The organism is Streptomyces sp. NPDC001796 (genome assembly GCF_042892355.1).
GTDB lineage: Bacteria > Actinomycetota > Actinomycetes > Streptomycetales > Streptomycetaceae > Streptomyces.
The window spans coordinates 81,377-104,837 of the sequence record NZ_JBIAUC010000015.1 but is presented as its reverse complement, the minus strand read 5'-3'; the positions used below and the strand labels follow the sequence as shown (position 1 = coordinate 104,837).

Genomic DNA, 23,461 nt, shown 5'->3' with positions numbered 1-23,461 from the left:
CGTACCCGTTTCCGGGGAGAGCCCATGAGCACGTACCGAGTCGCGCAGGTGACCGCCGCCGGCGGTCCGTTCGAGGTCGTCGAGCGTGAGGTGCCGCAGCCTGGACCCGGCCATGTGCGGGTGGCCGTGGACGCGTGCGGGGTCTGCCACAGCGATGTCTTCTTCGTGAACGCCGGGCTGCCGGGGGTCACCTTCCCGGTGGTGCCCGGGCATGAGATCGCCGGGCGGGTCGAGGAGCTCGGCGAGGGAGTGGGGGACAGTGGCTGGCAGGTGGGAGACCGGGTGGCGGTGGGCTGGTTCGGGGGCAGCTGCGGCCACTGCACGCCGTGCCGGCAGGGCGACTTCGTCGTGTGCCAGAACCTGAAGGTGCCCGGATGGGCGTACGACGGGGGCTTCGCCGAGGCGGTGATCGCGCCGGCCGACGCCCTGGCCCGAATCCCCGACGCGCTGGCGGCGACCGACGCCGGGCCCATGGCCTGCGCGGGGGTGACCACCTTCAACGGGCTGCGGCGCAGCTCCGCCCGGCCGGGCGACCTGGTGGCCGTGCTCGGCATCGGCGGGCTCGGCCATCTGGGGGTGCAGTACGCGGCCGCCATGGGCTTCGAGACGGTGGCGATCGCCCGCGGGGCCGAGAAGGCCGAGCTCGCCAAGCAACTCGGCGCCCATCACTACGTCGACAGCACGGCGGACACCTCCGTCGCGGACGCGCTGCAGTCCCTCGGCGGCGCCAAGGTCGTCCTTGCCACGGCGGGCAACGCCGAGGCCATCACGGCGACCGTGGACGGGCTGTCGCACCGCGGCGAGCTTGTCGTCATCGGCGCGTCTGTCGATCCCATGGGGATCAGCCCGGTCCAGCTGATCCTGAGCGGCAGGGTCGTCCGCGGGCACCCGTCCGGCACCGCGCAGGACGTGCAGGACACCATGGCGTTCAGTGCCCTGCACGGGATCCGCCCGATGGTCGAGACCGTGCCCCTGGACCAGGCGGGCGAGGCGTACCAGAAGATGCTGTCCGGCGCCGCCCGCTTCCGGATGGTGCTGACCACCCGCTGACGGACGCGTCAGCCCTTCGCGGTCCCCGCGATGACGCGGCGCAGGCCCTCGGTGAGCCGGTCGGCGTCGGTCGCCGTTTCCGGGTTGAAGAGCCACTGCACCATGAGCCCTTGGAGGAGGGTCTGGTAGAAGCGGCCCTCAGTTTCGACGGTCTCCTTGTCGAGATCCGCTTCCGGGATGTCGCTGAACAGTGGCAGGAGCCCGGAGCGGCCCTGCCCCTCCGCCTCGATCATCAGCCTGCGCACCTCGGGAAGCCGGTCGCCCTGGAGGATCAGCTCGAAGCTCAGCAGGAAGATGGCTCGTGACTCGGGCAGCGCGCGGATGATGTTCCCCCAGACCTTGCGGAAGCGCTCCAACGACCCGGGGGGCTCGGACATCGCCTGCTGCGCCTCCCCACCGGGGTCGAACCGGTGCCCGGTCGCCTCGATCAGCGAGACATAGGCCTCCACCAGGAGCGCGTCCTTCGACCCGTAGTGGTAGCCGATCGACGCCAGATTGGTCCCCGACTCCTTGACGATGTCGCGCGCCGTCGTGCGCAGGAAGCCCTTCTGAAGCAGGCAGCGCTTGGCGCCCTCGAGCAGATCCTCACGGTGTCCCATGCCCACCGACCCTACCGCGATTCAGACGGCCGTCCTAGACGCTCGATTTATACGACCGTACTAGACAAGCGTTTAAGACGTCCGTACAGTCCCTGGCATGACGAATCCGACGAGCACGACCACGACCGCACCGCCCGCCGGAACCCGCGCCGGCCGCCGTGAATGGACCGCCCTCGGCGTCCTGATGCTTCCGCTGCTGCTGGTCTCGATGGACGTCTCGGTCCTCTACTTCGCGATCCCCGCGATCAGCGCGGACCTGGAGCCGAGCGGCACCCAGCAGCTGTGGATCTTCGACATCTACGCCTTCGTCCTCGCCGGGCTGCTGATGACGATGGGCTCGCTGGGCGACCGCATCGGCCGCCGCCGGCTGCTGCTGCTCGGCGCCGCCGCCTTCGGAGGCGCCTCACTGCTGGCGGCCTACGCCGACAGCGCCGAGACCCTGATAGCGGCCCGCGCCGTGCTCGGCATCGGCGGCGCAACCCTCCTGCCGTCGACGATGGCGCTGATCCGCACGATGTTCACCGACCCCGGTCAGCGCGCGAAGGCGATCGGCCTGTGGTCCGGCGTCATGACGGCCGGCATCGCGCTCGGCTCCGTGATGAGCGGCGTCCTCGTCCAGTACTTCTGGTGGGGTTCGGTCTTCCTGGTGAACCTGCCCGCGATGGCCCTGCTGCTCGTTCTCGGCCCCTTCCTGCTCCCCGAGTCGAAGAACCCCGAGCCCGGCCGCTTCGACCTGCTCAGCGTTCCGCTGTCGATGGCGGCGGTCCTGCCGGTGATCTACGGCCTGAAGGAGATCCCGGCCGAGGGCTGGCACGTCCAGTACGTGCTGGCGGTGACGGTGGGCCTGCTGTTCGCGGCGCTGTTCGTGTACCGCCAGCGCACCGCGGCCTCGCCGATGATCTCCCCGGCCCTGTTCCGCGGCCGGGGTTTCGCTCCCGCCGTGGTCCTCAACCTGATCTCTTCCTTCGGGATGATGGGCTCGGCCTTCTTCACCACGCAGTACCTGCAGTCGGTGCTCGGCAAGAGCGCGATGGAGGCGGCGCTGTGGGCGCTGCTCCCCTCAGTGCCGATCGGCATGGCGGCGCCGGTCGCCGCCCAGCTGGTGCAGAAGGGCGTCAACCGCGCCTACGTCGTCACGGCCGGGTTCACGATCGCCGCGGCCGGCTACGGAATGCTGGTCCTCGCCGGTACCGACTCCCTCTGGCTGGTGCTCGCGGCCTGCGGCGTCCTCGCCTCCGGGATCGTCGTCGCCATCTCCCAGATGACGGATCTCGCGATGAGCGCGGCCCCGGTCGAGCGGGCGGGCTCCGCGTCCTCCCTCCTGGAGACCGGCGCGGAGTTCGGCGGCGCGCTGGGGATGGCGGTCCTCGGCTCGATCGGCACGGCGGTCTACCGCCACGAGATCCCGGCCTCGGCCCCGTCCCCGGCCCACGAGACGCTGGGCGGCGCGCTCGCGGTGGCCCACGGGATGCCGGGTCGCGCGGGAGCGGAGTTGCTGGCCGCGGCGCGGGAGGCGTTCACCACCGGGATGCACGGGGCCGCGATCGCCGGGGCGGTGGTCCTGCTGGGGGCGGCGGCACTGGCGGCGACGGGTCTGCGCCGGATCCACGTACGCGACACCGAGGAGTGACACAGAGGGGAGACGAGCCGGGGCCCGGCCACCCTGAGGTGGCCGGGCCCCGGCTGTCGTGCGTGACCGCTGTCAGACCAGGTTCACCGAGCGGGCGGACGTCGCGCCGATCTCCTCCGCGACCTCCGTCAGCACGTTCTGCGGCACCGTGTCGTCGACCGTGAGGACCGCGAGAGCCTCGCCGCCGGCGATGTCACGGGCCACCTGCATGCCCGCGATGTTGATGCCTGCCTCGCCCAGGATGCGGCCGACGGTGCCGACCACACCGGGGCGGTCGGTGTAGCGGAGCACGATCATGTGGTCGGCGAGCGACAGGTCCACGTCGTAGTCGCCCACCGCCACGATCTTCTGGTGGTGCTTCGGGCCGGCCAGCGTGCCGGACACCGAGACCTCCTCGCCGTCGGCGAGCGTGCCGCGGACGGTGACCACGTTGCGGTGGTCCGTGGCCTCGGAGCTGGTGGTCAGACGCACCTCGACACCGCGCTCCTGAGCGAACAGCGGGGCGTTCACGTACGACACCGTTTCGTCCACGACGTCCTCGAACACGCCCTTGAGCGCGGACAGTTCGAGCACCTTGACGTCGTGCTGGGTGATCTCGCCGTACACCTCGACGTCGAGCCGGACCGCGACCTCGCCCGCGAGCGCGGTGAAGATGCGGCCGAGCTTCTCGGCGAGCGGCAGACCCGGCTTGACGTCCTCGGCGATGACACCGCCCTGGACGTTCACCGCGTCCGGCACCAGCTCGCCGGCGAGCGCCAGGCGCACCGACTTGGCGACCGCGATGCCCGCCTTCTCCTGCGCCTCGTCGGTGGAGGCGCCCAGGTGCGGGGTGCAGACGACCTGGTCGAGCTCGAACAGCGGGGAGTCCGTGCACGGCTCCTTCGCGTACACGTCCAGGCCGGCACCGGCGACGCGGCCCTCCTTGAGCGCCGAGTACAGCGCCTCCTCGTCGACGATCCCACCGCGCGCGGCGTTGATGATGCGCACGCTCGGCTTGACCTTGTGCAGCGCCTCGGAGCCGATCAGGCCGAGCGTCTCGGGGGTCTTCGGCAGGTGGACGGTGATGAAGTCGGAGACCTCGAGCAGCTCGTCCAGGGACAGCACCTTCACGCCCATCTGCGCGGCCCTGGCAGGCTGGACGTAGGGGTCGTAGGCGACGACCTTCATGCCGAACGCGGACATGCGCTGCGCGACCAGCGCGCCGATGCGGCCGAGGCCGACGACACCCAGGGTCTTCTCGGCCAGCTCCACGCCGGTGTACTTGCTGCGCTTCCACTCGCCGTTCTTCAGCGCCGCGTTGGCCTGCGGGATGTTGCGGGCGGTGGAAACGATCAGACCGCAGGCCAGCTCGGCCGCGGTCACGATGTTCGAGGTGGGGGCGTTGACGACCATCACGCCGGCCTTGGTGGCGGCGGAGACGTCCACGTTGTCCAGGCCGACGCCGGCTCGCGCGACGACCTTCAGCTTCCTCGCGGCGGCGATGGCCTCGGCGTCGACCTTCGTCGCGGAGCGGATCAGGATGGCGTCGACATCGGCGATCGCGGGCAGCAGCTCTGCCCGGTCGGCGCCGTTGCAGTGGCGGATCTCGAAGTCGGGGCCGAGGGCGTCGACGGTCGCGGGCGACAGCTCTTCAGCGATGAGTACGACGGGTTTCGAGCTCACGTGAGTCCTCACAAGTCCAATGCGGACGGCCGTCCCGACGGCCGCTGGCGGTGGAGGGGTGCTTGCCGCGTGGAAGACGCACGACGCTGTGGGCCTGACGCGATTGTTGTGCAGCAGTCTAGTGGCGCGGCGAGGGGCGTATTGCGCCTGCGCGGAAGGATCACCCGGACGTGGCTGGCCGGTGTGGACAACAAGAATAATGCGGCGGTGCCCCCGGCAAAGGGCACCGCCGCATCAGAGGTCACGCCTCCTCGTTCACCCACGACATGAGCTTGCGCAGCTGCTTGCCGGTGGTCTCCAGCAGGTGCTCGGAGTCCTGCTGCTTGTACTCGTTGTACTTCTTCAGACCGCCGTGGTACTCGTCCATCCAGGCCTGGGCGAAGGAGCCGTCCTGGATCTCGGCGAGGACCTTCTTCATCTCGGCCTTGGTGGCGTCGGTGATGATGCGCGGGCCGGTGACGTAGTCGCCCCACTCGGCGGTCTCGGAGATCGACCAGCGCATCTTCTCGAGGCCGCCCTCGTACATGAGGTCGACGATCAGCTTCAGCTCGTGCAGGCACTCGAAGTAGGCGATCTCCGGCTGGTAGCCGGCCTCGGTCAGCGTCTCGAAGCCCGCCTTCACCAGCGCCGCGGTGCCACCGCAGAGGACGGCCTGCTCGCCGAACAGGTCGGTCTCGGTCTCCTCGGTGAAGGTCGTCTTGATGACACCGGCGCGGGTGCCGCCGATGCCCTTCGCGTACGACAGCGCCAGGGCGAACGCGTTGCCGGAGGCGTCCTGCTCGACGGCGGCGATGCACGGAACGCCGCGGCCCTCCTCGTACTGGCGGCGCACCAGGTGGCCCGGGCCCTTCGGGGCGACCATGCAGACGTCGACGCCGGCCGGGGGCTTGATGAAGCCGAAGCGGATGTTGAAGCCGTGGCCGAAGAACAGCGCGTCGCCGTCCTTCAGGTTCGGGGCGATGGACTCCTCGTAGACCTGGGCCTGGATCGGGTCCGGCACCAGGATCATGATCACGTCGGCCTCGGCGGCGGCCTCCGCCGGGGTCACCACGCGCAGGCCCTGCTCCTCGGCCTTCGCCTTGGACTTCGAGCCCTCGTGCAGACCGACACGCACATCGACACCCGAGTCGCGCAGCGACAGCGCGTGGGCGTGGCCCTGGCTGCCGTAGCCGATGACCGCGACCTTGCGGCCCTGGATGATGGACAGGTCGGCGTCAGCGTCGTAGAACAGCTCGGCCACTTTGGGTTCTCTCCTTGAGTGCAGGTGTTGCGTCCACCGTATGACGGCGGGCGGAAGGGAAGTCTCGGGGTCTCGGAATACGGGCGGCCGGTTGTCCCCGGCCGCCCGGACACCGTCTTACGCCGACCGGTCGAGGGCCCGCAGGGACCGGTCCGTGATCGAACGGGCGCCGCGGCCGATCGCGATCGTGCCGGACTGCACCAGCTCCTTGATGCCGTACGGCTCCAGCATCTTCAGCATGGCCGACAGCTTGTCGCTGGACCCGGTGGCCTCGATGGTGACGGCCTCCGGGGAGACGTCGACCGTCTTGGCACGGAACAGCTGGACGATCTCGACGATCTGGGAACGCGTCTCGTTGTCGGCGCGCACCTTCACCAGAACGAGTTCACGCTGAACGGCCTGCGACGGCTCCAGCTCGACGATCTTCAGCACGTTGACGAGCTTGTTGAGCTGCTTCGTCACCTGCTCCAGGGGCAGGTCCTCGACGTTCACCACGATGGTGATGCGGGAGATGTCGGGGTGCTCGGTGACACCCACCGCGAGCGAGTCGATGTTGAAGCCGCGGCGGGAGAACAGGGCGGCGATCCGGGCGAGGATGCCGGGGGTGTTCTCGACCAGGACGGAGAGGGTGTGCTTGGTGGACATGGTTCTCGACTCAGCTCTCTCTCAGTCGTCCTCGTTGTCGCCGAAGTCGGGGCGGACGTCCCGAGCGGCCATGATCTCGTCGTTGGAGGTGCCGGCGGCGACCATCGGCCACACCATCGCGTCCTCGTGGACGATGAAGTCGACGACGACGGGGCGGTCGTTGATGGAGTTCGCCTCTTCGATGACCTTGTCCAGGTCGTCCGGGGACTCGCAGCGGATGGCGTAGCAGCCCATGGCCTCCGACAGCTTCACGAAGTCGGGGACGCGGGTTCCCCTGGCCGCCGGGTCGACGTCCTCGGGGCCGGAGTGCAGCACCGTGTTGGAGTACCGCTGGTTGTAGAAGAGGGTCTGCCACTGGCGGACCATCCCGAGGGCGCCGTTGTTGATGATGGCGACCTTGATCGGGATGTTGTTCAGGGCGCAGGTGGTCAGCTCCTGGTTGGTCATCTGGAAGCAGCCGTCGCCGTCGATCGCCCAGACCGTGCGGTCCGGGGCGCCGGCCTTCGCTCCCATCGCGGCCGGGACGGCGTAGCCCATGGTTCCGGCGCCGCCCGAGTTGAGCCAGGTCGCGGGCTTCTCGTACTGGATGAAGTGCGCGGCCCACATCTGGTGCTGGCCGACGCCCGCGGCGAAGATCGTGCCCTGCGGCGCGAGCTGCCCGATGCGCTCGATGACCTGCTGCGGGGAGAGCGTGCCGTTCTCGGGCAGGTCGTAGCCGAGCGGATAGGTCTCGCGCCAGCGGTTCAGATCGTTCCACCAGGCGGTGTAGTCGCCCTGGTGGCCCTCGCCGTGCTCCTTCTGCACGGCCTGGATCAGGTCGGCGATGACCTCACGGGCGTCTCCGACGATCGGCACGTCGGCAGCGCGGTTCTTGCCGATCTCGGCGGGGTCGATGTCCGCGTGGACGATCTTGGCGTACGGGGCGAAGCTGTCCAGCTTGCCGGTGACGCGGTCGTCGAAGCGGGCGCCGAGGGCGACGATCAGGTCTGCCTTCTGCAGGGCGGTGACGGCGGCCACGGAACCGTGCATACCGGGCATGCCCAGATGCTGCGGGTGGCTGTCGGGGAACGCGCCGAGCGCCATCAGGGTGGTCGTGACGGGCGCTCCGGTGAGCTCCGCGAGGACCTTCAGCTCGGCGGTGGCCTGCGACTTGAGGACGCCGCCGCCGACGTACAGGACGGGCCGCTTGGCGGAGGCGATCAGCTTGGCGGCCTCGCGGATCTGCTTGGCGTGCGGCTTGGTCACCGGGCGGTAGCCGGGCAGGTCCATCACCGGCGGCCAGGAGAAGGTGGTCCGCGCCTGGAGGGCGTCCTTGGCGATGTCGACCAGGACCGGGCCGGGGCGGCCGGTCGAGGCGATGTGGAACGCCTGCGCGATCACCCGCGGGATGTCCTCCGCCTTGGTGACCAGGAAGTTGTGCTTGGTGATCGGCATGGTGATGCCGACGATGTCCGCCTCCTGGAAGGCGTCGGTGCCGATCGCCTTGGAGGCGACCTGGCCGGTGATCGCGACCAGCGGCACCGAGTCCATGTGGGCGTCCGCGATCGGGGTCACCAGGTTCGTGGCTCCGGGCCCCGAGGTCGCCATGCAGACGCCGACCTTGCCGGTGGCCTGGGCGTAGCCGGTGGCCGCGTGGCCCGCGCCCTGCTCGTGCCGCACCAGCACGTGGCGCACCCGCGTGGAATCCATCAGCGGGTCGTACGCCGGAAGGATGGCACCACCCGGAATGCCGAATACCGTGTCGGCGCCGACCTCCTCGAGAGAGCGGATGAGGGACTGCGCACCCGTGACGTGCTCGGGCGCGGACTGCTGTCCTCCGGATCGGGGCCGCGGCTGCGGGTGATGGGCCCCGGTGGCCTGCTCGGTCATCGGCATTCTCTTCTCGATGCTGAGGGTTTTGGCGAGGTTTGGGCGTTGTTTGGCTGGTGCCTGTGCAACAAAAAACCCCTCGTGCCGTGAGGCAAGCGAGGGGAGCGCGCCGGGTGTGGTCGCTGAGTTTTCCGGTTCATGTCCGGTGGGTCCCAGCTCAGCCGACGCGCTGTCCAAGTACGAGAATTCGGGTGCGCATGGCACAGACCCTCCCCCCGGCACGGCATCACTGTCAAGTGGGTGGGACGGGAGTCTCATTATGTGAGCGTAGGGCCGCCCCGCCTCCGAAAACGGCAGGCACGCCACTGGTGTACACCCCGGCGGCCCTCCCCATGACTCGTTCACCTACGGGGCGCCCCGGTCGGCGTCGAGGCGACGACCGTGCTCAGCCCTTCGGGCCTTCGCGCTCCCCCGCTCTCGGCTTCGCCGGAACGGGGGGATCCCCATGCGCTCTCGAGACCGACGCGCTCCTTCTGCTCTCTCACTGCGCCCGCGAAGGCCGGTTCCGCCGGGCCGAGCGGCACCGGGTAGCGGTCGGCAGTGAGCGCGCGGCGCAGCCGGTACTCGTCCAGCGGGCCCGAGAATGCCATGCCCTGACCGTGTGTGCAGCCCATGGCGCGCAGAGCGACTACCTGCTCGGGCAGGTCCACCCCGTCGGCGACGGAGGTGAGGCCCAGGTCGCCGGCGATGCGCAGCAGCCCACCCGTGATCTTGTGGAGCCGTGCGGACTCGACGACCCCCTCGACGAGGTTCCGGTCCAGTTTCAGGACGTCCAGGGGGAGCCTGCGCAGCGCCGCGATGGCCGCGTAGCCGCTGCCGAGGCCGTCCAGGGCGATACGGACGCCGATCCGGCGGAGGTTGCCGAGTCTGCGTTCCAGCTCCTCCAGTGAGATGCGCGGATCGATGCCGGACAGCTCGATCAACAGAGCGCCCGAAGCCAGGCCGTGCCGGGTGAGCAGGGCCTCGATGGAACCGAGCGGCAGGGAGCGGTCGAGCAGCCGACGGGCGCTCACCCGGACGGCGACGGGCACGGCGAGCCCGTCGGCGGCGCGCTCGGCGGCCTGGCGTACGGCCTCCTCGAGGATCCAGCGGCCCAGCTCGGCGGCCTTGTCGCTGTCCTCCGGGACCCGCAGGAACTCGTCGGGTGTGAAGAGCACGCCCTGGGAGGACCGCCAGCGCGCCCGGGCGCTGACGGACGCGATCCGGCCGTCCTGCAGCGACACCACGGGTTGGTGCAGCAGGGTGAACTCGCCGCCGTCGAGCGCGGCCCGCAGGCGGGTGGCCAGCTCGGCCTTGCGGACGACGTCCTGCTGCATCTGGGGCTTGTACAGCTCGACGCGGCCCTTGCCGGCGGCCTTGGCGCGGTACATGGCGAGGTCGGCGTTGCGCAGCAGCTCGCCGGCGCCGAGGCCCGGCTCGGTGAAGGCCACGCCGATGGAGGCGGCCACCCGGACATCGTTGCCGTCGATGTCGTACGGCTGGGAGAGGGTGACCCTGAGCCGGTCGGCGAGCTCGAGGATGTGCCTCTCGCGCGCGGTGCGGTCCCGGGTGCCGTCGCCGACGATGAGGGCCGCGAACTCGTCGCCGCCGAGGCGCGCCGCGGTGTCGCCCTGCCGCACCGACTCCTGCAGCCTGCGGGCGGCCTGGACGAGCAGCTCGTCGCCGGCCTGGTGCCCGATGGTGTCGTTGACCGCCTTGAAGCCGTCGAGGTCGATGAACAGGACGGCGGTGCCGCGGTCGGTGGAGCGTCGGCCGGAGAGGGCCTGCTGGACGCGCTTGGTGAACAGGACGCGGTTGGGCAGGTCGGTGAGCGGGTCGTGCTCGGCACTGTGCTGCAGCTGGGCCTGCAGACGCACCCGCTCGGTCACGTCCCGGCTGTTGAAGATCAGGCCGCCCTGGTGGCGGTTGACGGTGGACTCCACGTTGAGCCAGCCGCCGTCGCCGGAGCGGAAACGGCACTCGATACGGGTGGTCGGTTCCTGGGTGTGGCTGACGGCGAGGAAACGCCGCACCTCGTGCACCACGCAGCCCAGGTCGTCGGGGTGGATGAGCGCGGCGAGCTCGGTTCCGACGAGTTCCTCGGCGGGCCGGCCGTAGACGCCGGCGGCGGCCGGGGAGACGTATTTCAGGATGCCGTCGGTCGCGGCGATCATGATGACGTCGCTGGAGCCCTGCACCAGGGAGCGGAAGTGGTTCTCCTGCTGCGCCAGTTCCTGGGCGAGGGTGATGTTGTCGAGCAGCATGATGCCCTGGCGCACGACGAGCGCGAGGACGACGGCGCCCGCGGTGATGAGCACCACGCGGTCGACGCTGTGGCCGTTCAGGATGTTGTAGAGGATCCCCAGCGTGCAGACGGCGGCGGCCAGGTAGGGCGTGAGGGCGGCCAGCGATCCGGCGATCGGGCGCGCGGCCCGGTACCGGTCGTGGCCGGCGTCCGGCGGGGGTGAGGCCGGGTACCGGTCGTGGGCCGGACCCTGCGGGAGCCCGGGGGCCGGGTCGTGGTCCCGGTGCCCTTCCTCGTGGCCGGTGGCCCGGGGTTCGCTCTCCCGCTGCTCCGGGACGTGTTCGTGCACCACGCGCGTGTGCTCGTCGTCCGGCTTCCGGCCCGGCCGGGCCCCGACCCAGGGGGCGTAGGCGAGGAGCAGCGAGCCGGAGAACCAGCCGGCGTCCAGCATCTGGCCCGAGTGGTAGCTGCTGTGCAGCAGCGGCGAGGTGAACAGGGCGTCGCACAGCACGGTCAGGGCGAGTGCGCCGATGGCGGTGTTGACCGCGGAGCGGTTCACCGCCGAGCGCCTGAGGTGCAGGGCGACCACCATGCTGATCAGGGCGATGTCCAGCAGCGGGTACGCGAGCGACAGCGCGGTGTGCGCCACGCTCGGCCCGTCGAACTTGGCCGCCTGCGCGAGCGCGAGGCTCCACGACAGCGTCAGCAGCGAGCCGCCGATCAGCCACGCGTCGAGCGCCAGGCATACCCAACCCGCCTTGGTGTCGGGCCTTTTGGCGAGCACGAGCAGTCCTACGATCGCGGGTGGGGCGAAGCAGAGGAAGAACAGGTCGGCACAGCTGGGCGAGGGGACGGGGCGGTCGAGAACGACCTCGTACCAGCCCCAGACGCCGTTGCCCAGCGCGGCCATGGCGGAGGAGAGGGCGAACAGCAGCCAGGCCGATCGAAAGCGGCTGCGGCGGCTGCGGGCGTACAGCAGGCAGGAGACCGACGCGGTGCCGGCCGCCGCGCTCAGCCCGAAGTCCCCCATGATCAGCGCGAGGGTCCTGGAGCCCCAGTCGACGGCGGAACCGACGGCGTATCCCGCGCACACCAGGGCCAGAACGAGTTGCGGAGCCGGGTTCGCCCGGCCGCCCGGTGCCGGACGGCGCTCCGGCAGCGCTCCCCGGGACCTCACCGGTCCCTCCCGGTCCGTGGCGCCGGGTCCCGCTGGGCCCGGCGCGCCGGGTGGGCGTGCCTCTTGCGGCCGGCGTCCCCGGGGTGGTGGCAGTGGCCGGCGTGGTGGCGACGGTTGCCGTGAGCGCTGTGACCGCGTCTGCGCGTCGCGGTCCGCCAGGGTCGCCGCCCGCGGCCGCGCCGCGTCGGGTCGTTCGTCCATAGGCCGTGCATCGCCCGTCGCCCCCCTCGTATGTCTGAAAGTTCCGTCCCCGGCGCCGAACGGTGCGCGGCGCAGCCCTGTCGGGGACGATACACCAGTCTCGTCACTCAGGGACATAGTCCCTCTACGCTCCGTGACGACCAGGCGGAATGCGGGTACGTAACGCGTTCGGGGGACTGCGGAGCGTACCGGAAGCGGACGGGGGGTGCGCCGGAAGCGGTGTGTGCGCCGGTGGTGCGACCGTCGGCGGGCGCGTGCGCGGGTGGCGGGGATGGCTCGAATCTTGCGTCCCGCCGACCGTGCGCGGAGCCTGCCCCGCGCCGGCGCCCGCGCCCGCCGGGCCGGTTCAGTCGCCGGTCGTCAGGACGAGGTTCTCGAGCGGTTCTCCCTGCGCGAAACGGTTCAGCTGAGAGCTGAGGAGACGCTTGGCGCGGGGCCAGAAAGCCGAGGTGGGGCCGCCGACATGAGGGCTGATGAGCACGCCCGGCGCATGCCAGAGGGGGTGTCCTGCGGGCAGCGGTTCGGGGTCGGTGACGTCCAGGGCGGCGGTGATGCGGCGGGACTCCAGCTCGGCCAGCAGGGCCTTGGTGTCGACGATCGGGCCACGCGCCACGTTGACGAGCAGCGCCCCGTCCTTCATCCGGGCCAGGAACTCCGCGTCGACCAGGCCTTTCGTCTCCTCGGTGAGCGGGGTGACCAGGACGACGACATCGGCGCCGGGAAGAAGTTCCGACAATCGGGAGAGAGGATGCACAAGGCCGCGCGCTGTGTTGCGCTCGCGGCGCGCGACGCGCGCCACCCGCGCGACTTCAAAGGGCGCGAGCCGGTCCTCGATGGCGGCACCGATCGCGCCGTAGCCGACGATGAGGACGGACTTGTCGGCGAGCGCGGGATGGAACCCGCTGAGCCAGCGCTCCTCCGCCTGAGCCCGTACGAAGCCGGGGATGCCGCGCAGCGAGGCGAGGATCAGGGCGAGCGCGAGCTCGGCCGTGCTCGCCTCGTGCACTCCGCGCGCGTTGCACAGCCGCACGCCCGGCACGACGGACGACAGGTGGGCGGTGATGTCGTCGACGCCTGCCGTCAGTGTCTGGATGACCTGGAGGTTCCGCATCTGCTCCAGCGGCCGGACCTTGACGTCCTGGCGCTTCATGTACGGCACGGCGTAGAACACGCAGTCCGAGGGGTCGGCGGGGAGGTCCTGCCCGCCGTCCCAGTAGCGGTAGTTCAGGCCCTCGGGGAGGCCCTCTATCTCGTCGGTGCGGAACGGAAGCCAAACGTCGTCGGTCATGGTCAGGAGGCTATGCCAAGGATCCGGTGCCGCATTGGTTAGTTTGGGGTGCCAGCAAAGGAGGACACGGCCAGGTGGAGCGCAGGACGATCGGCGCGGCGACGCTCGAAGTGGGGGCCGTGGGACTCGGGTGCATGCCGATGAGCTGGGGGTACTCCACCTCCCGGCAGCGGGGCGACGAATCGCTGCGGACGGTCCACCGGGCGCTCGACCTGGGGATGACACTGCTGGACACCGCCGACATGTACGGGCCGTTCACCAACGAGCTGCTGGTGGGCCGGGTGCTGAAGGAGCGGCGCGCCGAGGCGTTCGTGTCGACCAAGGTGGGTCTGCTGGTGGGCGAACAGCACATCGTGGCCAACGGCCGCCCCGGATATGTGAAACGGGCCTGCGACGCGTCGCTGCGCCGTCTGCAGACGGACGTCATCGATCTCTACCAGCTGCACCGCGCGGACCCGGAGGTGCCCGTCGAGGAGACCTGGGGCGCGATGGCCGACCTGGTGCGGGCGGGCAAGGTGCGGGCGCTGGGGCTGTGCGCGGTCGGGGTGCGCGGCGGGCGGCGGACCGGGACGCGACGGTACGCCGGAACGATCCGGCAGCTGGAGCGCGTGCAGCAGGTGTTCCCGGTGAGCGCGGTGCAGGCGGAGCTGTCGGTGTGGTCGCCCCAGGCTCTGGACGCGCTGCTGCCGTGGTGCGCGGCGCGTGGGGTGGGCTTCCTGGCGGCGATGCCGCTCGGCAACGGCTTCCTGACCGGCACGCTGACCCCGGGTGAGGGTTTCGAACCGGACGACCTGCGCGCCCGGCACCCCCGCTTCACGGCGGAGATGATGGCGGCGAACCAGCCGATCGTGGCGGGCCTGCGCCGGGTGGCGCACCGTCACGGCGACTCCGTCACCCCCGCCCAGGTGGCCCTGTCCTGGGTGCTGTCCCAGGGCCCCCACGTGATCCCGGTCCCGGGCGCCAAACAGCGGCGGTGGGTGACGGAGAACGCGGCGGCCTCCGTGCTGCGGCTGACCCCCGAGGACCTGACGGAACTGGCGGGACTGCCCGCGGCGCAGGGGTCGTGGGACTGAACGGATCCCGTACCGCGTGGCCGGAACGCGACGGCCGGTGGAGGGAAGGCCGGTGGAGGGAAGGCCGGCAGCGGGAACCCCGGAGGCGTCCGAGACGTGGGTAAGGGAGGAAGGCCCGTGGCGGAGGGACCTGGATGGTGCGACGTCGAGTGGTGACGGCCGTGGTGGCCGCGACCGCGCTGCTGGCGGTCGGCTGCTCCTCCGGTGGCGGAGGCACGCCGGGCGGTGGCGAGAGCTCCTCGTCCGGCTCGGCGGCGCCGTCGTCCTCCGGGCGGACCGCCGAACAGACACCGCCGGCCAAGGGGTCGGTGCGGGTGGTGCGCACGGTCGCCGATCACCTCAGGACACCCTGGGGCCTGGCTCCGCTGCCCGGTGGCGGGCTCCTGGTCTCCTCCCGGGACGACGGGACGATCATCCGGGTCGACGACAGGACCGGCCGGAAGACCCTCCTGGGCACGGTGCCCGGCGTCGCCGCCGACGGCGAGGGCGGTCTGCTGGGCATCGCGCTCTCCCCGGACCACGCCTCGGACCACATGGTCTACGCCTACCTGACGACCGACTCCGACAACCGCATCGTCCGCATGCTGTACGACCCGCGGAAACCGGCCGGTGAGCAGCTCGGCGCACCGGACACCGTGTTCAAGGGCATCCCGAAGGGCTTCATCCACAACGGCGGCCGTATCGCGTTCGGCCCCGACGGCATGTTGTACGCGGGCACCGGCGAGTCGGGCGACCGGGGTCTGGCCCAGGACCGGAACTCGCTGGGCGGCAAGATCCTGCGCATGACTCCCGAGGGCGAGCCCGCCCCCGGCAACCCCTTCGGGAACTCGGTGGTGTACTCGTACGGGCACCGCAATGTGCAGGGCCTGGCCTGGGACGACAAGCAGCGGCTGTACGCCTCCGAGTTCGGCCAGGACACCTGGGACGAGCTGAACGCGGTCAAGCCGGGCGGCAACTACGGCTGGCCGGACACCGAGGGCAGGTCGAGCGATCCCAAGTACCAGAACCCGGTCGCCCAGTGGCACACCGACGTGGCCTCCCCCAGCGGCATCGCCTACGCCGAGGGCTCGATCTGGATGGCGGGTCTGCGCGGGCAGCGGCTGTGGCGTGTCCCGCTGAGGGGCACGGAGACCTCGGCACCCCCGCAGGCCTTCCTCACCGGCGCCCACGGCCGTTTGCGCACCGTGGTCGCGGCCGGTGGCGACAAGCTGTGGGTGACGACGAGCAACACGGACGGCCGGGGCAAGCCGTCGCCGTCCGACGACCGGATCCTCGAGGTGGAGGTGTCGTAGGCCGGCGGTCCCGTTCAGTCCTTGTCACGCTCGGGCGGGGGCTCGGCGCGAGCCGGTTTCGGCAGACGTATGACCACCTTTCCCGACGCCAGGTCGACGGGGCCACGGCCCGGATCGCCGTCCGTGACGTCGAGCCGGGTCAGTTCCAGACGCTTCTGCTCATCGTGGGTGTGCTTGCGGCCCGGTGCGAACAGTTCCTCGAACATGTTGAACACGGCGCCTCCCTCGGGCCGGATGCCCGCCAGCCTAAGCCTCAGCCCGCGGCCTGGACAGGGGGCGCCTCCGCCGGGAACAACCGCAACCGGTGCGCCACCGCCGCCGCCTCGCCCCGCCCCGCGACACCGAGCTTCGCCAGGATGTTCGAGACGTGGACGCTGGCGGTCTTCGGGGAGATGAACAGCTCCTCCGCTATCTGCCGGTTGCTGCGGCCGATCGCGACCAGGCGGAGCACGTCCCGCTCCCGGTTGGTCAGCCCCAGGGACTCGGCGGGATCGAGCGCGGCCGGTTCCGGGGCTCGGCTGAGGGTGAGACGGGCGCGCCGGGCGAGCAGGGCGACCGAGTCGGCGAGCGGCCGGGCACCGAGGTGGTCGGCCACGGCCCCGGCCAGCCGCAGCAGCTCGGCGGCCCGCTCGCGGGCGTCCTCGTCGGCGCCCGGGGCCAGCAGGGACTCGGCGAGCCGGTGCCGGACCCGGGCCAGGTCGTACGGGCGGTCCAGAGCCTCGAAGGCGGTCACGGCCTCCGCCCAGACCTCCGGTGTGCCACGGCCTTCGGCGCGCAGCAGCTCGGCGCGGACCCAGCATGCGTACGCGTGCCACACCGGTACGTTCGCGGCGAGTGTCTTCGCGGTGCCGCGGATCCGCTCCAGCGTCTCCATGCGGCCCGGCTCGGCGGCGGGCAGCCCGAGTGCGTCGGCCTCGGCGGTGGCGGCGGCGAGCAGGAGCGGCCAGCCGTAGCGCTGGGTGCCGGGCGGAAACCCCCTGGTCAGTGCGGTGGCGAGGGCGGCGCGGGCGTCGGTGAGGCGGCCTTCGCCGGCGGCGATCCCGATGGTGACGTGCTCCAGCCTCAGCTCGTGCTGCGGCATGGTGTCGTGCGTGCCCAGGTAGGCGCGGGCGGCGGCCAGCTGCCGTCCCGCCTCGGCCAGGTCGCCGCGGGCGAGCGCGAGGTGCGCGTGGATCGTGGCCCGGAAGGCGCGCGGCTTGGCACTCTGGCCGACCCGCTCCGAGTTGAGCCCGGCCTCGGCGGCCTCGTCCCAGCGGCCCAGGGAGTAGAGGGAATCGCCGAGATTGCCCCACACCCAGGCCTCGGAGTCCGTCAGCCCCAGCTTCCGGGTGATCTCCAGGCCTTCGCGGAGCACCTCGACGGCCTCCCGGGAACGGCCGATGCCTTCGAGGTGGGACGGCAGGTTCACATGCAGGCGGCCCCTCACATAGGCCTCGCCGAGGGCGGCCGCCTGCTCCTTGACCTCGTAGATCTCCGCGAGCCCGGTGTCGATGTCACCCGCGTCGACCAGGAGGCCGCCCAAGGTGAGGCGGGCGTTGAGCTCGATGTCACGGGCGCCGACCATGCGCGCGTACTCCACGGCGCGCTCGGCGGCCGAAAAAGCGTCCGGGCCGGGCTCGTGCAGCATCGACCAGCCGGCGACCATGGCGAGCACCTCCGCGTGCACCTCCGAGGGCGGCAGTCCCCGTACCAGCTCCTGGGCGGTGGCGAGTTCCTTCCATCCGTCGCCGCGGCCCGTGTTCTGCACGAGCCGGGAGCGCTGCACCCAGAACCAGGCGGCCCGCAGCGGGTCGGGATCCTCCTCCAGCAGGCGCAGGGCCCGTCTGGTGATCTTCAGGGCTCGTTCCCGCTCCCCGCACAGCCGGCCCGCCACGGCCGCCTCCGCCATCAGGTCGAGGTAGCGCAGGGGTGTGGTCGCCGGGTCGCAGCCGCAGGGAGGGTAGACCTCGGCGTGGTCCACGGGCCGCAGGGCCGCCCGTACGTCGTCGGGGGCGAGGTCCCACAGCTCCATCGCCCGCTCCAGGAGCCGCAGTTGTTCGGAGTGGGCGTGCCGGCGGCGGGCCTCCACCGCGGCGTCGAGGACGGCGGGCAGGGCCTTGGCGGCGTCGTGCGCGTGGTACCAGTAGCTGGCCAGGCGGGTGGCCCGCTGGTCGGCGGGGACGAGCGTGGGGTCGGCCTCCAGGGCCTCGGCGTAGCGCCGGTTGAGACGCGAGCGCTCGCCGGGGAGCAGGTCGTCGCTGACGGCCTCGCGGACGAGGGAGTGGCGGAACCGGTAGCCGTCGCCGTCCGGGGTGGCGAGGAGGATGTTGGCGCCGACGGCGGCACGCAGGGCCTCGATGAGGTCGTCCTCGGCGAGTGAGGCGACGGCCGCGAGGAGGCGGTACTCGACGGTGGAGCCGCCCTCGGCGACGGTCCGGGCAACCCGCTGCGCGCTCTCGGGCAGCGCCTCGACACGGACGAGGAGGAGATCGCGCAGGGAGTCGGTGAGGCCGGTGCAGCAGCCGTCCTGGGCGGCCACCGCCAGCTCCTCGACGAAGAACGCGTTGCCGTCGGAGCGGGCGAAGATGTCGTCGACCTGCGCCGGGTCGGGGTCGGCGGCGAGGATGCCGGCGATCTGGCGTTCGACCTCGATGCGGTTGAACCGGCCCAGCTCGATGCGGCGGACGGTGCGCAGGCGGTCGAGCTCGGCGAGGAGGGGGCGCAGCGGGTGACGGCGGTGGATGTCGTCGGAGCGGTAGGTGGCGACGACGACCAGACGGCCACTGCGCAGCGTACGCAGGAGGTAGGCGAGCAGGTGGCGGGTGGAGGCGTCGGCCCAGTGCAGGTCCTCCAGGGCGAGGACGACGGTACGGCGGGCGGCGATCCGCTCGAGCAGACGGGCGGTGAGCTCGAAGAGGCGGGCCATGCCCTCCTCGTCGTCCCGCGGGCCGCGGCGGGCCTCGCCGAGTTCGGGCAGCAGCCGGGCGAGCTCCTCCTCCTGGCCGGCGGCGGCCTCGGCGAGTTCCTCGGGGAGCTGCCGGCGCAGGGCGCGCAGGGCCGTGGAGAACGGCGCGAAGGGCAGCCCGTCGGCGCCGATCTCGACGCACCCGCCGAGCACGACGACGACGTCGCGGCGGGCCGCGGCCGCCGTGAACTCCTCCAGCAGCCGCGTCTTGCCGACGCCCGCCTCGCCTCCGACGAGCAGCGCCTGGGGCTCCCCGGCCGCGGCGCGGGCTAGCGAGTCGTGCAACGCCCCCAACTCCTCGTCGCGGCCGACGAAAACGGGGCTGACGGACCTGGTCTCCACGCCCCCGAGCATGTCACGAGGCACTGACGGACCGGCACCGATTATCCGCACCGGGGACGGCGAGGCGGCCGCCCCCGGTGGTTCGGGGACGGCCGCCGCGGCGGGTCGGTAGAGATCGGCGTGCACCCGGAGCGCGGGGCCCGTGCCGCCGTCCCCCCAAGGCCGCGTGTTCACGCCGCACGGGTGAACACGCTCCGGCCCCGGCGGGAACTATGGGACCGGGCCTGGCGGGCCGCGTGGTCGGCGGACTGCCGGCTGCGGCGCTGGGCCCTGCGGGCGAGGCGGTAGTCGTCGGCCTCGCGGATCAGCTGGGCGGAACGGATCTTGTGCAGCTCGTACGCGAACATGTGCGTCCCCCTTGGAAGTCGTGGTGCTGCATCGCTTTCTGCGTTGCCTCAACCTTCGTTTCCGAGGGGGGTTCGCCGCATCGGGAAAGTTCCGCATCTTCGAGGCTGGCAGGGGCCTTAGATGCGAAGAGGGGGTCTTAGGTCCCCGGCGGGGGTGCCGGAGATTCCCTAAGACCCCTCATACCGCGTCCCTCAACTGGCGGACGGCAGCCCGAGCAGGATGTCCGTGTACTTCAGCACGGCCAGGAACAGGCCGATGACGCCCAGCGCGACACCGCCCCACGCGACCGACTTGACCCACGCGGCCTGCGGCTTCCCGGGCGCCCCGAACGCCGGCCGGGCCAGCACCACGACGCCCACGATCAGCGCGGCGAGCGCGAACAGGCCGCCCCACAGCGCGGTGGCGTGCCAGGCGTCGCCGTAGACCGCCTTGATCTGCTTGGCGACGCTCGCCTGGGACGAGGTCCGCAACTGGCCGATGAGCTGCTGGCGCGCTCCGGCCACGGTGCCGAGCCAGCTGCCGCTGAGCGAGACAAGGCCGAGCGCGGCGGAAACCACCGCCCCGGCGCCCTGGCCGATGCCGGAGGGGCCCTGCGGCGCGGCCTCGCCGTCAGCCTCCGCGACCTCGGCAGCCTCCGTGGCCTCGGTCTCCCTCCCGCCGGCGGCCTCAGTCGCCTCGTCGGCCCTGGTGACCTCCGCCTTCTCCTCGTCGTTCGTCGCCTCGACGCCGCTTGCGGCCTTGGCCTCGTCCACTGTCTTGGTTCCCATGCCTCGCACCGTACGGACGCTGTCTGAGAGGTCTCTTAATGATCGACTTCCGGTGATCGACTTCCGGTGATCGACTCTTGGTGATCGTCGCGGTCGTCACGCGCGTGTGCCGCACGCCATTCGGGGGCGAGCACCGACCAGACCTCGATGTCCTGACGCACACCCCGGTGCGGGTACGCCTCGCGGAGCACCCCCTCCCGGGTCATGCCGAGCCGTCGCGCCACGTTGATGCTCGGTTCGTTGGCGGACGACGCGTACCACTCCACACGGTGCATGCCGCGCTCGTCAAACGCCCAGTCGATGAGGACCCGCGCTCCACGGGTGACAAGGCCCCGCCCGGCCGCCGCGGGCTCCAGCCAGCATCCGAGCTCGCAGTTGCCGGCGGCGGCGTCGAAGACGCGGAAGAGCAGTCCGCCCACCAGCTTGCCGTCCAGCCACAGCCCGTGCAGGAAGCCGCTGTCGGAGGCGCGTTTGTCGGCGTACCCCTTGAGGATCTCCCGGGCGGAGTCCACGTCGGTGGCGTTCTCCCCGAACCGGATGTGCTGGGTGATGAACTCCCGGCCGCGGTCGAGGTGCGCGAGGAACTCCTCGGCGTGCCACAGTTCCAGGGGCCGCAGTTCCGCTCCGTCGTCACCCAGGGATATCGCGTACATCCCGCTCCTGCTCCTTGAGCAGTACGTCGACCAGGGCGTCCTCCTCGGGGCGCTGCCCAGGGATCGTCGCACGGCACTCGGGCGGTTCGATGCTGATCCGCGGCAGCCGGCGCTCCAGCCAGGAGGGCAGCCACCAGTTCGCGGCGCCGAGGAGGTGCATCAGGGCGGGGACGAGGAGGGTGCGCAGGATGAAGGCGTCCAGGGCGACGGCGGAGGCGAGCGCGATGCCGAACATGGCGATCACCCGGTCGCCGCCGAGAACGAAGGACAGGAAGACGGAGATCATGATGACGGCGGCCGAGTTGATCACCCGGCTGGTCTCGGCGAGGCCGACGCGCACGGCGCGGCGGTTGTCGCCGGTCTCCAGCCATTCCTCGTACATGCGGCTGACCAGGAACACCTGGTAGTCCATGGACAGCCCGAAGAGCACCGAGACCATGATCACGGGGAGGAAGGGCTCGATCGGGCCGGCGCTGCCGAGGCCCAGCAGCTCGCTCCCCCAGCCCCACTGGAAGATCGCGACGACCACGCCGAAGGCGGCGGCGACGGCGGCGAGGTTCATCGCGGCGGCCTTCAGCGGGATGCCGAAAGACCGGAAGGCCAGCAGGAGCAGCACACAGCCCAGGCCGATCACCACGCTCACGAACAGCGGCAGCTTGCCGACGATCACGCTCGCGAAGTCGTCGTAGCCGGCCGTCACGCCGCCCACGTACAGGTCGAGGGTGGTTCCCTTCTCGGCGCGCGGCAGCACGTCGGAGCGCAGCCGCTTCACCAGGTCGCTGGTCTGCTGGGACTGCGGGGCGGAGTCGGGTACCACGGTGAGGTACGCCGTGGTGCCGCTGCCGTTGTACGTCACCGGCGTCACGGCGGCGACGCCCTTGGTCGCGGCGAGGGTGGAGCCGAGGTTGTCCAGGGCGAGCTTGTCCTCGGCGCCGCCGACCTTGCCGACCAGGGTGAGCGGGCCGTTGACGCCGGGGCCGAAGCCCTCGGCGAGGAGGTCGTACGCCTGCCGGGTGGTCGACGACTTCGGGTCGTTGCCCTGGTCGGAGGTGCCCAGGTGGAGGGAGAGCGTGGGCAGCGCGAGCAGCGCCATGACGGCCAGGGCGACGGCGCCGAGCTTCTTGGGGTGGCGCTCGACGAACGCGGACCAGCGCGCCGCGAGCCCGGTCGGCATCTCGGGCTCGGGCCCGTGCTCGTAGAGCCTGCGCCGCTCGCGCCTGCTCAGGGCGCGCGGGCCGATGAAGGACAGCAGGGCGGGCAGCAGGGTCACGGAGGCCGCGACGGTGAGCAGCACGGTCAGGCAGGCGGCGACGGCCACGCCGTTGAGGAAGCCGAGCCTGAGGATCAGCATGCCGAGCAGCGCGATGCACACGGTGGCGCCCGCGAAGACGACGGCCCGTCCGGTGGTGTGCACGGCGTTCACGGCGGCCTCGGTCACCGGCACGCCGCGCTTGAGGCTGCGGCGGTGCCTGGTCACGATGAACAGCGCGTAGTCGATGCCGACGCCGAGCCCGATCAGCAGGCCGAGCATGGGCGCGAAGTCGGCGACGGTCATCGCGTGCCCGAGCAGGTCGATGCCGAAGTAGGCGGTGCCCACTCCGATCAGTGCGGTCGCGATGGGCAGCAGGGAGGCGGCGAGGGAGCCGAAGGCGAGGAAGAGGACCACGGCGGCGACGGCCACACCGATGGCCTCGGCGAGGTGCCCGCCCTGCGCCTCGGTGAGCGAGACGGCGCTGCCGCCGAGCTCCACCTGGAGCCCGCGGGTCTCGGCGGCCTTGGCGGCGCTGACGACGGCCTGGGCCTCGCCCTTCTTGATGTCCTGGGCCTCGTGGACGAAGGTGACCGTCGCGTACGCGGTGTGGCCGTCGCGGCTGATCGCGTCGCCACGGTTGCCCTCGTAGGGGTTGGTGACGGAGGCGACGCCGGGCAGGTCCGCGATGCGGTCCAGGGTGCGGGTCATCGTCTGCTGGACGTCGGTGTCGCGCACGCTGCCACCGGAGGTGTGCCAGACGACGGTGTCGCTGTCGCCGCCGAGGTGCGGGAAGCTCTTCTGGATCAACCGGTAGGCGCTGTCGGACTCGGTGCCGGGGGCGCCGTAGTTGTTCGAATACGCGGAGCCCGTGGCGGTTGCCGCCGCGGTGACGCCGGCGAAGGCGATCAGCCACAGCAGAACGGTGAGAAGGCGGTGGCGGACACACCAACGTGCAAGGGCTGCCACGGATCGTGCTCCCTGGGGTAACTTGTGGATCTTTGCCCGGGGACAGCCACTGAGGGAACTGAACAGCCCGCAAAGAACACCTGAGCAATCCACAACACTTTGGCAGCCGGAAAAGATCGTTTGTCACTTTCGTGGTGTTACTCACGGGAATGGGACCCAAGTCACAGGACAATCCCAGCAACTCTGTCGCCGCATAAGGTTTTTGTAAGCGAACGAGGGGCAGTACACCAGGTTGGTGT

The 23,461-nt window shown here is 71.2% G+C and carries 17 protein-coding genes; 4 read left to right on the top strand and 13 right to left on the bottom strand.

All coding sequences use genetic code 11. The annotated features are described in order from the left end of the window. The first annotated feature begins 24 nt into the window (after positions 1 to 24). Positions 25 to 1,050, top strand: coding sequence for an alcohol dehydrogenase (locus ACFYZE_RS26335; RefSeq protein WP_388998848.1), 1,026 nt, complete (start codon positions 25 to 27; stop codon positions 1,048 to 1,050). Between the two features lie 8 nt (positions 1,051 to 1,058). On the opposite strand, the gene ACFYZE_RS26330 is transcribed toward ACFYZE_RS26335, so the two are convergent. Next, positions 1,059 to 1,649 (bottom strand): TetR/AcrR family transcriptional regulator, encoded by a 591-nt coding sequence (locus ACFYZE_RS26330; protein ID WP_388998845.1) that lies wholly within the window; start codon positions 1,647 to 1,649, stop codon positions 1,059 to 1,061. Between the two features lie 97 nt (positions 1,650 to 1,746). On the opposite strand from ACFYZE_RS26330, the gene ACFYZE_RS26325 reads away from it, so the two are divergent. Next, positions 1,747 to 3,279, top strand: a complete 1,533-nt coding sequence (locus ACFYZE_RS26325; RefSeq protein ID WP_388998842.1) for an MFS transporter — start codon at positions 1,747 to 1,749, stop codon at positions 3,277 to 3,279. A 72-nt stretch (positions 3,280 to 3,351) separates the two neighbouring features. Here the strand turns inward: ACFYZE_RS26325 and serA are convergent, their stop codons facing one another. The 6 genes from serA to ACFYZE_RS26295 all read right to left on the bottom strand — a co-directional run bounded on the left by serA (position 3,352) and on the right by ACFYZE_RS26295 (position 13,585). Then, positions 3,352 to 4,941 (bottom strand): phosphoglycerate dehydrogenase, encoded by a 1,590-nt coding sequence (gene serA / locus ACFYZE_RS26320; RefSeq protein ID WP_388998839.1) that lies wholly within the window; start codon positions 4,939 to 4,941, stop codon positions 3,352 to 3,354. 241 nt (positions 4,942 to 5,182) lie between these two features. Beyond that, positions 5,183 to 6,181, bottom strand: a complete 999-nt coding sequence (gene ilvC, locus ACFYZE_RS26315; protein ID WP_388998836.1) for a ketol-acid reductoisomerase — start codon at positions 6,179 to 6,181, stop codon at positions 5,183 to 5,185. Between the two features lie 117 nt (positions 6,182 to 6,298). Then, positions 6,299 to 6,826, bottom strand: a complete 528-nt coding sequence (gene ilvN, locus ACFYZE_RS26310) for an acetolactate synthase small subunit (RefSeq protein WP_103838036.1) — start codon at positions 6,824 to 6,826, stop codon at positions 6,299 to 6,301. A 21-nt stretch (positions 6,827 to 6,847) separates the two neighbouring features. Then, a complete protein-coding gene (locus ACFYZE_RS26305; RefSeq protein WP_388998833.1) occupies positions 6,848 to 8,695 on the bottom strand; it encodes an acetolactate synthase large subunit in 1,848 nt (615 codons plus the stop codon). Between the two features lie 341 nt (positions 8,696 to 9,036). Beyond that, positions 9,037 to 12,096 carry a putative bifunctional diguanylate cyclase/phosphodiesterase gene (locus ACFYZE_RS26300; RefSeq protein WP_388998830.1) on the bottom strand — a complete coding sequence of 1,020 codons (3,060 nt, stop codon included), beginning with the start codon at positions 12,094 to 12,096 and terminating at the stop codon, positions 9,037 to 9,039. A gap of 547 nt (positions 12,097 to 12,643) precedes the next feature. Further along, the gene (locus ACFYZE_RS26295; protein WP_388998827.1) at positions 12,644 to 13,585 is read right to left on the bottom strand and encodes a 2-hydroxyacid dehydrogenase; all 942 of its coding nucleotides are present in this window, start codon (positions 13,583 to 13,585) and stop codon (positions 12,644 to 12,646) included. Between the two features lie 74 nt (positions 13,586 to 13,659). Between ACFYZE_RS26295 and ACFYZE_RS26290 the strand changes: the two genes are divergently transcribed. Beyond that, positions 13,660 to 14,658, top strand: coding sequence for an aldo/keto reductase (locus tag ACFYZE_RS26290; protein ID WP_388998824.1), 999 nt, complete (start codon positions 13,660 to 13,662; stop codon positions 14,656 to 14,658). A gap of 134 nt (positions 14,659 to 14,792) precedes the next feature. Continuing rightward, positions 14,793 to 15,950 (top strand): PQQ-dependent sugar dehydrogenase, encoded by a 1,158-nt coding sequence (locus ACFYZE_RS26285; RefSeq protein ID WP_388998821.1) that lies wholly within the window; start codon positions 14,793 to 14,795, stop codon positions 15,948 to 15,950. Between the two features lie 14 nt (positions 15,951 to 15,964). Here the strand turns inward: ACFYZE_RS26285 and ACFYZE_RS26280 are convergent, their stop codons facing one another. The 6 genes from ACFYZE_RS26280 to ACFYZE_RS26255 all read right to left on the bottom strand — a co-directional run bounded on the left by ACFYZE_RS26280 (position 15,965) and on the right by ACFYZE_RS26255 (position 23,222). Further along, a complete protein-coding gene (locus ACFYZE_RS26280; protein WP_388998985.1) occupies positions 15,965 to 16,156 on the bottom strand; it encodes a DUF6191 domain-containing protein in 192 nt (63 codons plus the stop codon). A gap of 47 nt (positions 16,157 to 16,203) precedes the next feature. Next, complete coding sequence (locus ACFYZE_RS26275) at positions 16,204 to 19,248, bottom strand: AAA family ATPase (RefSeq protein WP_388998818.1); 3,045 nt, start codon at positions 19,246 to 19,248, stop codon at positions 16,204 to 16,206. A 158-nt stretch (positions 19,249 to 19,406) separates the two neighbouring features. Next, a complete protein-coding gene (locus ACFYZE_RS26270; protein WP_388998815.1) occupies positions 19,407 to 19,583 on the bottom strand; it encodes a hypothetical protein in 177 nt (58 codons plus the stop codon). Between the two features lie 192 nt (positions 19,584 to 19,775). Beyond that, positions 19,776 to 20,351, bottom strand: a complete 576-nt coding sequence (locus ACFYZE_RS26265; protein WP_388998812.1) for a hypothetical protein — start codon at positions 20,349 to 20,351, stop codon at positions 19,776 to 19,778. 35 nt (positions 20,352 to 20,386) lie between these two features. After that, a complete protein-coding gene (locus tag ACFYZE_RS26260; protein WP_388998809.1) occupies positions 20,387 to 21,004 on the bottom strand; it encodes a GNAT family N-acetyltransferase in 618 nt (205 codons plus the stop codon). Continuing rightward, complete coding sequence (locus tag ACFYZE_RS26255) at positions 20,982 to 23,222, bottom strand: MMPL family transporter (protein ID WP_388998806.1); 2,241 nt, start codon at positions 23,220 to 23,222, stop codon at positions 20,982 to 20,984. The genes ACFYZE_RS26260 and ACFYZE_RS26255 overlap by 23 nt, the downstream gene beginning before the upstream one ends. Between the last annotated feature and the right edge of the window lie 239 nt (positions 23,223 to 23,461).

Excerpts from the sequence above, each read along its gene's own strand:
- ACFYZE_RS26280 (WP_388998985.1), bottom strand. The coding sequence starts at position 16,156 with ATGTTCGAGGAACTGTTCGCACCGGGCCGCAAGCACACCCACGATGAG.
- ilvN (WP_103838036.1), bottom strand. The coding sequence starts at position 6,826 with ATGTCCACCAAGCACACCCTCTCCGTCCTGGTCGAGAACACCCCCGGC.
- ACFYZE_RS26325 (WP_388998842.1), top strand. The coding sequence starts at position 1,747 with ATGACGAATCCGACGAGCACGACCACGACCGCACCGCCCGCCGGAACC.
- ACFYZE_RS26265 (WP_388998812.1), bottom strand. The coding sequence starts at position 20,351 with ATGGGAACCAAGACAGTGGACGAGGCCAAGGCCGCAAGCGGCGTCGAG.
- ACFYZE_RS26285 (WP_388998821.1), top strand. The coding sequence starts at position 14,793 with ATGGTGCGACGTCGAGTGGTGACGGCCGTGGTGGCCGCGACCGCGCTG.
- ACFYZE_RS26275 (WP_388998818.1), bottom strand. The coding sequence starts at position 19,248 with ATGCTCGGGGGCGTGGAGACCAGGTCCGTCAGCCCCGTTTTCGTCGGC.
- ACFYZE_RS26330 (WP_388998845.1), bottom strand. The coding sequence starts at position 1,649 with ATGGGACACCGTGAGGATCTGCTCGAGGGCGCCAAGCGCTGCCTGCTT.
- ACFYZE_RS26270 (WP_388998815.1), bottom strand. The coding sequence starts at position 19,583 with ATGTTCGCGTACGAGCTGCACAAGATCCGTTCCGCCCAGCTGATCCGC.
- ACFYZE_RS26305 (WP_388998833.1), bottom strand. The coding sequence starts at position 8,695 with ATGACCGAGCAGGCCACCGGGGCCCATCACCCGCAGCCGCGGCCCCGA.
- ACFYZE_RS26260 (WP_388998809.1), bottom strand. The coding sequence starts at position 21,004 with ATGTACGCGATATCCCTGGGTGACGACGGAGCGGAACTGCGGCCCCTG.
- ACFYZE_RS26295 (WP_388998827.1), bottom strand. The coding sequence starts at position 13,585 with ATGACCGACGACGTTTGGCTTCCGTTCCGCACCGACGAGATAGAGGGC.
- ACFYZE_RS26335 (WP_388998848.1), top strand. The coding sequence starts at position 25 with ATGAGCACGTACCGAGTCGCGCAGGTGACCGCCGCCGGCGGTCCGTTC.